This is a genomic window from Pseudoalteromonas sp. NEC-BIFX-2020_002 (assembly GCF_013002825.1).
GTDB lineage: Bacteria > Pseudomonadota > Gammaproteobacteria > Enterobacterales > Alteromonadaceae > Pseudoalteromonas > Pseudoalteromonas neustonica.
The window spans coordinates 1-13,813 of record NZ_JABEPJ010000024.1 but is presented as its reverse complement, the minus strand read 5'-3'; the positions used below and the strand labels follow the sequence as shown (position 1 = coordinate 13,813).

Here is a 13,813-nt window from a genome sequence, read left to right as displayed (position 1 = left end):
GCGTTTTTATGCACGGGTTGAAACAAAAATGAAAGGAATTAGCTGTAAAATGTATTAAATTACACAGGGTGTACTTAACTTCTTACAGCTAAATTTTAAAAAGAGTCTTCTTTTACAAGTTTCGCCAGTGAAATGACTGAGTCAACACCTAGCTTTTCGAATATCTTCGTTTTATAGGTGCTGACTGTTTTATTACTTATAAACAATTTTTCACCTATATCCTTATTAGATAGCCCTTCTATAAGATATCGCATGACAGTAAGTTCACGCTCAGTAAGTATTTCATCTAGATCTTTATCGTTACTAACCAAATCACCTTGCGGGAAAAAAGTAAAACCACGTAAAATTAATTCAACTGCAGAAGTGATATCTTCTAAGCTCTCAGCCTTATTGATAAACCCTTGAGCTCCCAACTTTGCGGCGGTACGAATTATATGCTTATCTTGTTTAGCGGATAAAAAAAGAACATGCCCTTTATACCCATCTAAAAGCGCGCGTTTATATAAGCTAAAACCGTCAGAATCTTCCAATTCAATATCTAAAATAATAAGCGTGATATTATTTTTCTTTAGAGCATCCAATGCCGCTTTTTGACTAGCGACTGTATATATATCACCAACTAATGCAGATGTACCTAAGGTGGTTTTTATCGCTGCACATACCATTGGGTGATCATCAACGATCAGTACGTTATTTCTAATATTCATTAATTAGCAAACCCTTTACTTACTTTGTAATGCTTAAACTTAGTGTAAACCAAGATAGCTAATTGTTCCTGCTTCTTGCCAAGCATTTTGATGTGGCAATCGTCGCAATCAGTGAATGAACTTTATAATGAATATAAAATTTACTATGTGTTCTTCATTCAGAAAATATAATTTATGTTATAGATGTTAATTCTAAAGTATAAGGATAACGAATATAAACAAACTGATACAGGATAAAAACAAGGATGAATATAAAATTCAGTAATTGGGATGCGGAATGATTTAATAAATAATGTTTTAGTATTGCTAAAAAATGTAATTTTATAAAAATTTGAGGAGGATTATGGTGAAACAGGGCTCTGTTTCACCACGATGAACTTAGGTTCACATAATAAAATTATGCTAGTTCTACGTTCTCAGCTTCAGGGCCTTTTTGGCCTTGCTTGATGCCGAAAGACACTTGCTGGCCTTCGCTTAGAGTGCGAAAACCTGAACCAGTGATAGCGCTGAAATGTACGAATACGTCAGGGCCATTCTCTTGTTCAATAAAACCAAAGCCTTTAGCTTCGTTGAAAAACTTTACTTTACCAGTAACCGACATACTAAATTTTCCTGTAAGTCAATAATTAAAATTCAGCCATATTATTATGGCAATATCCTCCCTGAGTCAATGCCCAAAAATCTGGAGGTATAGTACAGGAACAAGTAATAACCTAACCGGTAACCTTAAACGCAGCACAATATCCGTAAATTCAATACGCAAAAACTCAAAGCAATATAAGATTAGCACAATAAAAACGTTTTTGCTCTATTAATTAGTAAATATTTTGTCTGCCAATTCGCAATGCACGAAACACTATCTAACTGATTAATTTTAAAACTAAAAACGTACTTTAACTATAGGCTAAACCGCGATTTATTTAACTTGCCACTCAATAACTGATTCAGCTTTTATTGGTACTACGTGATCACCACCAAGCGGGTAACTTGCTGGTACTGTCCATGGCTGTTTTATTAAAGTAACGGTGTCTGTGTTACGTGCTAAACCATAGAAATCTGGACCATAATGACTTGCAAACCCTTCAAGTTTATCTAAAGCCCCAGCATCCTCAAAAGCTTCTGCATAAAGCTCTAATGCAGCATGAGCTGTGTACGCACCCGCACATCCGCATGCAGCTTCTTTTTTGTCTTTGTAATGCGGTGCAGAGTCTGTACCCAAGAAAAACTTTTTACTTCCGCTAGTCGCAGCGTCTATTAGTGCATGCTGGTGCGTGTTTCGCTTTAAAATAGGTAAGCAGTAGTAATGAGGGCGGATCCCACCGGCAAGCATATGATTCCGATTATAAAGCAAATGATGTGCTGTAATCGTCGCTGCAACATTTTCTGATGCATTATTAACAAAATCAACAGCATCTTTAGTCGTAATATGCTCAAGAACAATTTTAAGCTCAGGGAAGTCTTTAACAACATCAACCATAATAGTATCTAAAAATACTTTTTCACGATCAAAAATATCGATTGAAGAATCAGTAACCTCACCATGGATCAATAATAACATCCCCACTTCTTGCATGGCTTCCAGCACCGGATAAATGTTTTTCATGGATGTAACACCAGAATCAGAATTCGTCGTTGCACCAGCAGGGTATACTTTTGCAGCGACTATTTTACCAGTTGCATGCGCTTTTTTTATTTCATCTGGTGAGGTTTTATCTGTTAAATAAAGCACCATCAATGGTTCAAAGCTGCCTTGTGGGCCTGCAGCCATAATACGTGCTCGATATGATAAAGCTGTTTCAGTACAAATTGCGGGTGGTACTAAGTTAGGCATTATTATAGCGCGGCCCATATATCGACTAATATCACGAACGGTATCTTTAAGTTGATCACCATCTCGTAAATGAACATGCCAATCATCTGGACGAGTTATAGTTAATGTTGACTGAGTATTGGGGGCTTTATTTGTCATTACTTATTTCCACGGCTGAATTTAGTTGATCATATGCATATGATTCATCTGAGTAAAGATTTTATTGCCCTTTTTTACTCGGGCGTGTTGACCTTTCGTGATTAATCTTGCGGCAGTCTATTTGGTATCTAGGCAAGGCAGCGCCTATGGTGTGTGGTTGTTCCCCATAAATAGGCGATAACGCAGTATAAATGCCAAACATGCGCTGCCCAAAGGGTTCTTCCTAGGGCCTTATAAGGACTCCCCCACAAATGTGAAAGCATTGCATCTTCAATACCTTGGCTGTTCGTTTGTATTTACACACTCACGTTGTTTTTTTCATATATACTTTGTTTATAAGTTAATATTCCGTTAACGTATATTTATATGAACTATAAGAATTAGAAAAACCACACGTGCCTTATGCAAAATAAAATAGATTTATCTTCTGCTCTTGAAGTAAAAACAGAACAACTGAGCATTATTAATCAGTTTTCATCAAGCTTATTACAATTAGATAGACTCGATGAACTGTTTGAATATGCCACGACAGAAGTCGTTAAACGCTTAGGTTTTGTCGATTGTGTGATATATATCGCCGATGAAAAAAATGCCACCCTTCATGAAGTCGCATCAATGGGCGTATCTAACTCAGCGAGTGATTACTCCATAGAACGTAGTATCATTAATTTCAATCAAGGGATCACCGGTTATGTTGCATCAACAGGTCGCGCAGTAATTAGTGGCGATGTAAGTACAGATAGCCGTTATATTGCTGATGCCCGCCCTGCCAGATCAGAGCTGTGCGTTCCATTAATTTACAAAGAGAAGATTTTAGGCGTTATTGACTGTGAACACCCAGTACACAATTACTTTACTGATGCTCATTTAGAAATTTTAACCACTGTGGCACATTTACTAAGCGCCAAAATTAATCATGTCAATACTGTAGAAAACCTACAGCAAACAGTCAGCCAGCTAAATACGGCACAAAAGCTTGAAAGTACATTATTGCAAATTGCTAATTTGACTTACCAAGCAAATGATTTAGATACATTTTTAGAGTCACTTCATGGCATATTGACAAACCTATTAAGGGCTGACAACTTCTTAGTTGCACTTTACGATAAGCAAATAGACATTTTGGACATCGTCTATATTGTTGAGCAGGGTGTTCGCTCAAATGCTCATAAAAAAATATCAAAAGAGCAACTTAAAAATACGGCTTCATATTATTTGCTCAATTCAGAACAACCTTTATTACTAAATAAAGAAGAATACCAACAACACATTCAAGCTGGCCATTTTAAAATGGTGGGCAGGCAGTCAGAATCGTGGCTGGGTGTCCCTTTCAAAGTAAGTGATAATATTAGTGGTGTAATTGTTGTACAGAGCTACGATAAAACACATCATTATGATGATCATGATTTAGCACTTTTAACATACGTGAGTCGCCAGATCAGTCTGACAATTGACAGACAGCTCTCACGACAAGCACTCGAATATCGCGCCTTACATGATGAGTTAACGGGGTTGGCAAACCGCTCCTTATTGATTGATCGTATTAAGCATGCCATTTTAAAACTGACTCGTACCCCCAAAGGCACTTACCATGCTTTGCTCTACCTCGATCTTGACCGTTTTAAAAGTATTAACGATTCACTTGGCCATGAAGTTGGTGACCATTTTTTAATCGCCATTTGTAAATCCATTAAAGCAACCATCCGTAACACAGATACCTTTGCACGATTGGGCGGCGATGAATTTTCAATCCTTATGGAAAATATCACCCATAAAAATCAAGTAACTGAAGCACTAAAACGAATAAAAAAAGCCTTAGCTGAACCACTTAACATTGATGGGCATTTACTCCAAGCCTCAACAAGTATTGGTGTTGCTTTTTGCGATAATAAAAACGATAAAGCTTATAAGCTCTTACAGCATGCTGATGCGGCTATGTATGAGGCTAAATCGAATGGCCGCAGCCAGGTTCGCTTCTTTAATAATACCATGCGTAAAAAGCTAAAAAGTCATGCTGATATTGAAAATGATCTACAACACGGTATTGAGCACAATGAATTTGAATTGTATTTTCAACCAATTTTTACCATTGGTGATTGTCATGTAGTTGGTTTTGAAGCTTTAGTTCGCTGGCATCACCCAACAAAAGGCTTTGTGCCACCCAATGATTTTATTCCAATTGCAGAGAATACCGGTCAAATTATTAACCTTGATCTACATCTGCTTGAGCTGGCTGCTAAACAAATTTCAACTTGGCAACAACAGGGAAAGCGCTTTTTACGGATCACTGTCAATGTGTCGTCGAGGCACTTTGCGAGTCTTGATTTCGTCTCACAAATTCATGCAATTTATAATACCTATCAACTGCCTTTAGGTTCTTTGTGTTTAGAAATAACTGAGTCAGGATTAATAGAGAACCTTGAGCTGGCAACCAAAATTATTGAAGGTCTATCACCATTAAAAGTTAAACTGTGCTTAGATGATTTTGGTACAGGCTATTCAGCACTTGGCTATTTACATCAGCTCCCTATCCATGTGCTAAAAATTGATAAAAGCTTTATTGATCACCTCAAAGACACGCCAACTCCACTTGTTGACGCTATTTTATCATTGGCATCATCACTTGAACTTGATGTAGTTGCTGAAGGCATTGAAACCCAACAACAATTAACCACACTACAACAAACAAAATGTAATTACGGGCAAGGTTTTCTAAAAGCCAAACCATTGCCTGCATGCCAAGCTATCCTCTTAATTGATCAACCACTTTAAATAGCTCACAAAAAAGCCCCGATAAACAGGGCTTTTTTGTATCTGAGTCTCTAAATCAACCAACTAGCCAATGTGCCATAAGCGCTATCACCGGAAGTGTTACCAAGGTTCTCAGGATAAAGATTGTGAACAACTCCAAAATGTTCACGGGGATTTTGCTGCCCAGTAATAGTGCACCTACTTCCGACATATAAATTAATTGCGTCACGCTCATTGCGGCAATGATAAAACGCGTTACATCACTTTCAATCGAACCTGCCGCTAAAATTGATGGAATAAACATATCGGCAAAACCAACCATAATTGTTTGCGCAGCGGCTTCAGCTTCAGGCACTTGTAATAACTCTAAAAACGGAATAAATGGCATACCTAAATATTGAAAAACCGGCGTATATTCAGCAATAATCAATGCAAATGTGCCCACAGCCATTACAACTGGTAATACAGCAAACACCATATCAAGCGCGTTATGAACGCCTTCTTTTAATGTTCCCTTTAACCCGGGTGCTTTTTCAGCCTTAGCTAATGCAACATCCAATGAATGCTTAAATAACGTTTTACCTTCAGGTACTAATTCAGCGTTAACATCAGGCTTCGTACCGTCAATTAATAAGTCTTTTTTAAAGCGTAACGGTGGTAATCGAGGTACTATAATCGCGGCCACAACCCCGGCTAAACATACCGTTGCATAAAATGGGGCAAATAGGTATTCCAGTTTTACTTGGCCAATAACCACTAAACAAAAAGTGATTGAAACAGCAGAGAAAGTGGTACCAATTATCGCAGCTTCACGTTGTGTATAGTATTTATCTTCATATTGACGCGCGGTCATTAAAATTCCTACGCTCCCATCCCCCAACCAAGAGGCAACACAGTTAACCGCACTACGCCCTGGCACCCCAAATAATGGACGCATCACTTTCGTTAATAAAGTCCCCACTAATTCAAGTAAACCAAAGTTAAGCAATAAAGGAAGTAATAAACCCGCTAAAATAAATACCGAAAATAATACAGGCAGTAAATCTTTTAATACCAGAAGCCCTGTATTTTCAGACGTTATCGCATGAGGTCCAACTTGAAAGTAAGTTAATAGCACAAACAGCATACCTAGTAGCCTAGTGACTAACCAAATCCAACTCACATTAAACAAATGATTAAGCAAGCGAAATTTTGTTAAGCTTTTTGGCTTTAACACACTGAATATAATAGACATTACGCCTGCAAAACAAATAACAAACGCGATCAGACCTAAAGCAATATCTGCAAATGAAGCCTGCACTGCTTTAGCCATTACCGCGATTGGTATCGTCATGATCTCGCCAGATGGAACCGGTGTCATAAATAAGAACACGCCAATCAAAGAGGGGACTAAAAAGGCAAACCATACTCTTAAATCGTAGCTCTTTTGATGCTGCTGCGGGCTGGGTGAGTTTAACTTAGACATATTTTCAACCTGTTAAAACCACAAAAAGAGCCAAATGCTCTTTTTGTGGTTATTATTTTATTTTTGATTAAATTTTAATACCGCGCTGACGCAAGGCATTTTCTAATGCTTGTTGTAGATCGTTCATAGTGCCAGGCTCCAATGTTGCCCCTTTATCATCCATCCAAGTTAAACTAGTGCCGCCCTCTTTCGTTCGGCTAACGAGTATTTGGTATTGCCCTTCATCAATTGGTAACTCAGCAAGTTCATCACCCCAAATTGAATCCCAGACGCTTGATTCAGGCTTTTTATAGTCAGCCGTTATAAGGCCTTTTTCTTGGTTTATCTCTACAATTGTAAAAGATAAGCGCTCTAAGAAACCAGAAAAGCGCTCAAAAATAACTGAGTAATCTTGCTCTGTTACCAATGCCGCATTGCCTTTATTATCAAAGCCCATCTCAAGAGAAATAATGCCTTGCTGCTTACGCATTTCAACCTGAAGCTGACGGTAGCGATAATCAAATTCAGCAATTACTTGATTTAATGCACGTACTTCTAACTGTTGCTGCAAAAGCGGCGTTAGTTTTTCACTTGCACTTTTATAATCAACCAGTTTAGAACTCAACGAAGCTGTACGCTGGTGTGATTTTTCTTCCAATGTAAAAATAAAACGCTGTTGTGATACAGGCGCACTATCAGCAAACCAGCCATCATCTGGTTTTATAATTGAGTACCAATCGGTTTCAATCGTACCCGTTGTATTATCTTCTTTCTGCACTCGTGTTTGTTGTTCAGCCAAAACAGCTTTAACCGATTCAGTGATAAATTTATTTAAATCGACAATGCCGTCATTTTTATCAAAAAATACACGCGCTTGTTTATCCGTTTCTTCAACCCAGCTGCCTTTAGCTACGGTTAAAACCTGTGCTGGCGGGCGGTAATTTGTGGAATCTGGATTATTATCATAAGCAGCCACTTCCATTTTATAAGTGGGGTCTTGCGCTGGTTGCGCCAATTGCCCAGGCACCTGTACTGGTGCAGTTGCACGATAATTACGTTTATGATGCGCTTCATCAGTAAAAACACTACATCCTGACAAGCCTACCAATACACTCACTGCAAGCGCTTTTGGGATCCAATACTGCACAGATAATTCTCCTTAGCATACCCTTAATTGTTTTAACAAATATATGAGTGGGTTATGCCGATTTGGTTCAGTGTAAAATCAAGATTAACTTTACATTTCTTTTTTTTATGCAAAACCCGTTGTTTTGAAGAGCCACTCAATACATATTATGAGCGCGGTTATGCAAAATTTTAACTATGGTACTTTCCCATGCTACTAAAAACAAGAAACACCGTGATTTTATACGGTGTAAATTAAGGTGCTCTGTAGTTTAGCACCTAATTTGTGTTAAACTTCGCCGCCATACAGCCACTATTACTGGCTTAGCTCGCGCTGTCTGTTGTAATAAACATAACTTAGGTATTTGAATTTATGACTGTTTTTTCAAACCATCAGATCGTATTAACTGCAATTGGCGAAGATCGCCCTGGTATTGTTAGTGAATTAACCCAATTAGTCAGTGACTGTCATTGCAACATCATCGACAGCCGCATTGCCATCTTAGGGAATGAATTTACGTTTATTATGTTGTTATCTGGTGACATGTCTGCAATAAGCCGAATTGAACACACCTTGCCTCTCAAAGGCATGGAGTTAGGTTTGCTGACTATGATGAAGCGCACAGCCAGTCATAAACAAAGTGAATTTTGTGCAGGCTATACGCTCGAGTACACTGGTATAGACACCCCTGGCACTCTCAGTAAAGTAACTCGCTTCTTTGCAGATAATCAAATTAGCATTTGTTCTCTAAAATCAGATACGTTTGATGAAGATGAGCATGTAAAAATGCGCTGTGAAATTGAGTTTAATATTCCCGTAGACGTTGACATTGATACCTTTAAAGTTCAATTTGAGGATCTATCACGCACCCTTAACGTAGACTATATTTTTAGACGCATTCGATAAGGAATAAACCATGAATACAATCAGTCCATTACAAGCAGGCGATAAAGCGCCTAGCTTTAGCTTACAAAACCAAGATGGTGAGCTAATCGTTCTTGAAGAGTTATTGAAAGACCAGCAAGTACTCGTGTACTTTTATCCAAAAGCATCAACACCTGGCTGCACTGTGCAAGCTGAAAACCTACGAGATGAAAAAGACGTATTAGCGCAATTAAATACCCGCGTTGTTGGTATAAGCCCTGATCCGGTTAAAAAATTAAAGAACTTTGAAACGAAAAAAGACCTTAATTTTGACCTACTCTCAGACGAAGATCACGCCATTGCAGAAGCATTTGGTGTATGGGGCTATAAAAAATTCATGGGCAAAGAATACGACGGTATTCACCGTTTAAGTTTCTTAATTGGTCAAGATGGCAAAATTACATACTTGTTTGATAAGTTTAAAACCAAAGATCACCATCAAGTGGTGTTGGATTATTTGACTAAAGACTGAGCTGTAAGCTGTTAAGAATATACATAAGCGTTGCCAATGTGCAGCGCTTTTTTATTGGCTATAAATAAAAGTACATGGTAACCAAACGCTTAAAACGTTTTGTTGAGCAATCTTTTGCTGAGCAAAGCATTAAAATAACAATCTGTAATTCACTTGACGATGCTAACAATTATCTAGACCAAAATTGTATAGATTTGTTGTTTTTGGACCTCAACCTGCAAGGTTGTGATGGGTTTACCTTACAAAAGGAGCAACTCAGTGAAAGCTTTCACACTACTGTGGTTTCTGCTAACTCCGACCGAGCGGTTGAGGCTTTTGATGCAGGGATACTGGATTTCGTCGCTAAACCCTTTACTCAAGAAAGCAGTAAAGAGGCTGTAACAAAAACAAGCAGGTCACTGTAAATATCTAACTTACAAGCGCTTAGGGAGAATTGAATTATTAGCTATAGAACAAGTGCAATATTTAAAAGCTGAAGGACATTATTGTAAAGTCTTTACGCACAGCAACAATAGTTTTTTACACGATAAAAGTTTAGATAAATTAACCAATTTACTACCTGATAATTTTATTCGTATCCACCGCTCTTATACTGTGGCAATAGATTGCTTCCAATCTATTAAGTCAGAGGAAGGAAGTATTGGCTTACGCTAAAATCTAGTCATCGGCTACCTATAGGTCGAACCAAGGTGCAAGCTATCAAAGCGGTTTTGATTTAAATGGGTAAAATAACTTTTAAAAAATAGATATACAATAAAGATAAGAATATATAAATTATGTCAATCATATGCATAGTCTTACTTACTGAATATCTATCAATTAAAACTAAAAAACTAGTACCCCCTTATTAAAGTGGATAAAATTCATATTCTATTTTTTTGCAACGATAAATATTGATTCACTACTAGTTTGCCACTCAAACTCTACCGAAAACCCTGCTTTATTAAGTTTACTAATAAACTGATTTTTGGTCAAAACAGATACGTAAGGTGCCAAACCAATAAACTGCATTAATGATAATAGTAATCTAAGTACTAAATTCACCTCACCTATTAATGAGGTACTTGAGATAAAAACACCATTATTTTTTAGTAATTTGTAAACATAATTAATAGAATTATCTACATCCTCCAGAAGATGAATAACGTTTAAACCTAAAATAACATCGTAATCTTGATTGTGAAGGATAAGCTCATCAAGTGTATTTTGTCTGAAAATGACATTTTTAACATTACATTCTATTGCCTTGTTTTTAGCTATTTCAATCATTTTTTCAGAGATATCAGTTGCAACAATTTGTTTTACAAATGGAGCGTGGATTATTGCTGTGCCGCCACTACCACACCCAAACTCTAAAACCTCACTCTCTTTATTTAAATATTGCTGCGTAATAGATAATTTTTTTTGATATGTTTTGATATCTTTAATGGCTGTCTTAGCATATTTAATTGCACTTTTGTTCCAAAATACTTTTGAACCTATCATAATATTAATATCCAATATTTTATAGAATTAGCTTGTATCTAGAGCTTTCTATTATTTCAATTGAAAGTTTGACCTACTCGTATTTGAGCCTCAGATTTGTCGTCACAGAATTTCGTTTTTAGTCTGTTTACTATATCTAAAGGCCAAATACGTAACAGCCAAAGTTTACTTGATTGCAGTAAATAAAAGAGCTTTATCCAGTGCTCGTAGTATCTCTAATAGCCAATCTTTATCTTGAGGCGCAGCTTGATTTATTGTAAATACAATACTCGTGTCTGTTGCTGGAATATAATACATACCGGTTCCCCACGCCCCATCATGGCCATAAACAACAACGGTTTTATGCGCAAGTTGATACTCCATCCTCTTCATACCCAATCCGTAAGAAAAGCTTTCATTTTCAATATTAACCGTTTTTTGCATTTCTTTTAGGGTACTAACATTCTGAAACAGCTTATCGTTGAATAGGTCGCTAACATATGAATTTAACTCTTCTATATTCGATACAATGCCGCCGCCAGCCCAATCAAAAGAAGTATTGAGTCCACTTGCAATAACATCAATATTTTCGTCGATACCAAAAGGCGATAAATTTGAGTAATGATGAGCAGGCCCTTTTCCTTTTGCTGCTTCATGCCATTCTAAGTATGCAAAGTTCATTTCAGATTGAGAGAAAATCTCAACTTGGTAGTTATCAGCTAGGCTCATTCCTGATATTTTTTCTATAATAATACCTAAAAGTAGATAATTAGTATCAGAGTAATGATAGTTTTCACCTGGGCTATTTTTTGCATATTGATGCATACCGCTTGAAAAAAAGTATTCAAGAACGCTAATACTTGTCCATGATTGCTTAGAGATGCCTGTTGGTAGGAGCTTTGTGACATCTAAAATCTGTAATCCGGCCAATGAATGTGATGTGGCATCGTCATCAGGTTCGTCAGCGATATAATCTCGTAAACCACTAGTATGATTTAATAATTGACCGACTGTTAAAGATTCACCGTTTGAAATGCCGCCTATCTGATGTAATTCATTCAACGTATGATGAAGAGGCATATCACTATCAGTTAAAATATCACTAATTGGCGTTGAAAGTGAAAGACTACCAGCTTCGATCATTTGCATGATCAATGTGGCAGTAAATGTTTTTCCTATACTTGCGATTCTAAATGGCGTTTGTATTGTCATTTCTTCGCCGGTCTTTGGATATGCAATACCTCCTGCTTGATGCCAAGAAAATTTTTGTGCAGGGCTTTCTACACTCATAGCAAGATTGATAATGTCTGGGTCAGATTCTGCTGTTTGATATACATCGTCAAGCTTGTCTTTAGCTATACCGCCGAGAAAAAGAGTAATTTTTTCCTCTACTCCTCCACAAGCTGTTATAAGCGTTAGTAGAAAAATAAGAAGTATTCGTGTAAGTGCTTTTGCGTAATTCATTTTTTGCCTCTGTATCTATAAAAATCTAATTCTCAGGCAAAAAATGTATATTTTCTTCCGTTCCGATAAGACGGGACACTGAAAATATAGCTAAAAAACTACATCAGCTCACTTTTTAAGCTCCCTGTATTCTGATGGAGAGATTGAAGAGTCTTTTTTAAAGGCATTATAGAAAGTGGTTTTTGAATTAAACCCTGAATTCATTGCAATGTTTAAAACAGTGTCATTTGAATTTAAAAGAAGCTCTTTCGCAAATTGCACACGATAACTATTAATAAACTCAAAGAAATTTTTATTCGTGACTTGATTGATTACTTGAGAAAGGTAATGTGGTGTTAAGTCTAGTGAATCGGCAAGACTAGATAAAGATAGTTCATTATTCAAAAAAGGTTTTTCTGTATCCATAAATGTTAAGAGCGATTGATGTATCTTATTAGCTAATGCCTTATCAAGAGACGAACGCTGATATTTTTCTTTTTTCAGAACATAAGTACTTTCATCGGTTAATTTATGTGTATCGATTCTGAGTCTTTTGAATATATTTACCTGCTTTAAACCAAAAATATTTAAGGTAATAATTAGAAATGCGCTAATGAGGTGTAGGGCGGTCAGTAAATGTTCCGAAAGCAACTCTCCGGTCAAAAGTACGATAACTAACATAACCCAAATAATGGCAAGACCTGTTGTCATAACTTTTAACCACGTTAATGATATTTTTTCATTAAATGATAAGTTTTCACCAATAAGAGTTTTGTAATTTGATAAAAGTTTAAAGCAGGCTGGAATATAATAACAACCTTGAACAATGGTTATTATCAGTAATAAAAAAAATGAGATAAAAATCAAAGTGCCAAAATACGTGTCATCCATATCACCGCTAAATAACTCAATGATAACCCCACCATCTAATAACAGTAAGGGGAAAACCATTAAACTCATAAGCAACGAAGGTGTAAAATGTACAAGTAAAACACCCTTGAGCTTGCTGCCAACCATGTCAGAAATATAAGCGTAATATAAAGGTAAGAATAACCCGTTGATAGGTATAATCAGGATAGATAGATGAATGAATTCCTGATCTAGCCCAGTAATATCAACAACACCCTCTGCCAAGCTAATTACGAGCAATAAACATAGAGCAATCAGCCACTTGTGCGTACTGTTCGCTTCATTTTTTTTACCAACCATTGCTAAAATCAAAACAACTGCTTGCACAATACCAATAGAAATAAGAGCAACATGAAAAATCAACATCTTTATTTGTTTTCCTTTAGCTTAAATTCATAGGTTGGATCTTAAGAAACTTGAAGTTGAACTCTGTTAATGATCAAATAGTTACACCAATAAAAAAATGACTAAAAACAGAGTTCACATGCAGATTAACCAAGTTTCAAATCAATTAAAAGCCCTCATCTCAGAAAAGCACCTAATCGCGCTTGCAAAAACCTCAGGGTTTCAAGTCCGCCATCGATGTTTGTCGATTGTCTCTTTA

Annotated in this window: 13 protein-coding genes; 5 read left to right on the top strand and 8 right to left on the bottom strand. The window is 36.7% G+C overall.

What is annotated here, in order from left to right:
* Window positions 1-95 precede the first annotated feature (95 nt).
* The 3 genes from HJP15_RS19565 to pyrC all read right to left on the bottom strand — a co-directional run bounded on the left by HJP15_RS19565 (window position 96) and on the right by pyrC (window position 2,676).
* The gene (locus tag HJP15_RS19565; RefSeq protein WP_054205749.1) at window positions 96-707 is read right to left on the bottom strand and encodes a response regulator transcription factor; all 612 of its coding nucleotides are present in this window, start codon (window positions 705-707) and stop codon (window positions 96-98) included.
* Window positions 708-1,104: 397 nt separating this feature from the next.
* Window positions 1,105-1,308: a cold-shock protein gene (locus tag HJP15_RS19560; RefSeq protein ID WP_054205748.1), complete on the bottom strand. Its 204-nt coding sequence runs from the start codon at window positions 1,306-1,308 to the stop codon at window positions 1,105-1,107.
* A 315-nt stretch (window positions 1,309-1,623) separates the two neighbouring features.
* Entirely contained in the window at window positions 1,624-2,676 is a 1,053-nt protein-coding gene (pyrC, locus tag HJP15_RS19555; RefSeq protein WP_170174413.1) for a dihydroorotase, read from the bottom strand.
* A gap of 402 nt (window positions 2,677-3,078) precedes the next feature.
* Between pyrC and HJP15_RS19550 the strand changes: the two genes are divergently transcribed.
* A complete protein-coding gene (locus tag HJP15_RS19550) occupies window positions 3,079-5,448 on the top strand; it encodes an EAL domain-containing protein (protein ID WP_054205746.1) in 2,370 nt (789 codons plus the stop codon).
* Window positions 5,449-5,503: 55 nt separating this feature from the next.
* Here HJP15_RS19550 and HJP15_RS19545 read toward each other — a convergent pair whose 3' ends face one another.
* Entirely contained in the window at window positions 5,504-6,892 is a 1,389-nt protein-coding gene (locus HJP15_RS19545; RefSeq protein ID WP_170174412.1) for a YjiH family protein, read from the bottom strand.
* 67 nt (window positions 6,893-6,959) lie between these two features.
* The gene (bamC, locus tag HJP15_RS19540) at window positions 6,960-8,018 is read right to left on the bottom strand and encodes an NlpB/DapX family lipoprotein (RefSeq protein WP_054455041.1); all 1,059 of its coding nucleotides are present in this window, start codon (window positions 8,016-8,018) and stop codon (window positions 6,960-6,962) included.
* 351 nt (window positions 8,019-8,369) lie between these two features.
* Between bamC and HJP15_RS19535 the strand changes: the two genes are divergently transcribed.
* The 4 genes from HJP15_RS19535 (at window position 8,370) to HJP15_RS22445 (ending at window position 10,047) form a co-directional block, all read left to right on the top strand.
* Window positions 8,370-8,903: a glycine cleavage system transcriptional repressor gene (locus HJP15_RS19535; protein WP_054205743.1), complete on the top strand. Its 534-nt coding sequence runs from the start codon at window positions 8,370-8,372 to the stop codon at window positions 8,901-8,903.
* A gap of 10 nt (window positions 8,904-8,913) precedes the next feature.
* Window positions 8,914-9,393, top strand: coding sequence for a thioredoxin-dependent thiol peroxidase (bcp, locus tag HJP15_RS19530; RefSeq protein WP_054455040.1), 480 nt, complete (start codon window positions 8,914-8,916; stop codon window positions 9,391-9,393).
* Between the two features lie 74 nt (window positions 9,394-9,467).
* Window positions 9,468-9,797, top strand: coding sequence for a response regulator (locus HJP15_RS19525; protein WP_170174411.1), 330 nt, complete (start codon window positions 9,468-9,470; stop codon window positions 9,795-9,797).
* Between the two features lie 28 nt (window positions 9,798-9,825).
* Window positions 9,826-10,047: a LytTR family transcriptional regulator DNA-binding domain-containing protein gene (locus HJP15_RS22445; protein WP_502706998.1), complete on the top strand. Its 222-nt coding sequence runs from the start codon at window positions 9,826-9,828 to the stop codon at window positions 10,045-10,047.
* Window positions 10,048-10,263: 216 nt separating this feature from the next.
* Here HJP15_RS22445 and HJP15_RS19515 read toward each other — a convergent pair whose 3' ends face one another.
* The 3 genes from HJP15_RS19515 to HJP15_RS19505 all read right to left on the bottom strand — a co-directional run bounded on the left by HJP15_RS19515 (window position 10,264) and on the right by HJP15_RS19505 (window position 13,575).
* Window positions 10,264-10,878 (bottom strand): class I SAM-dependent methyltransferase, encoded by a 615-nt coding sequence (locus tag HJP15_RS19515; protein ID WP_054205740.1) that lies wholly within the window; start codon window positions 10,876-10,878, stop codon window positions 10,264-10,266.
* A gap of 165 nt (window positions 10,879-11,043) precedes the next feature.
* Window positions 11,044-12,321: a serine hydrolase domain-containing protein gene (locus HJP15_RS19510; RefSeq protein ID WP_170174409.1), complete on the bottom strand. Its 1,278-nt coding sequence runs from the start codon at window positions 12,319-12,321 to the stop codon at window positions 11,044-11,046.
* 108 nt (window positions 12,322-12,429) lie between these two features.
* Complete coding sequence (locus HJP15_RS19505; RefSeq protein ID WP_170174408.1) at window positions 12,430-13,575, bottom strand: helix-turn-helix transcriptional regulator; 1,146 nt, start codon at window positions 13,573-13,575, stop codon at window positions 12,430-12,432.
* Between the last annotated feature and the right edge of the window lie 238 nt (window positions 13,576-13,813).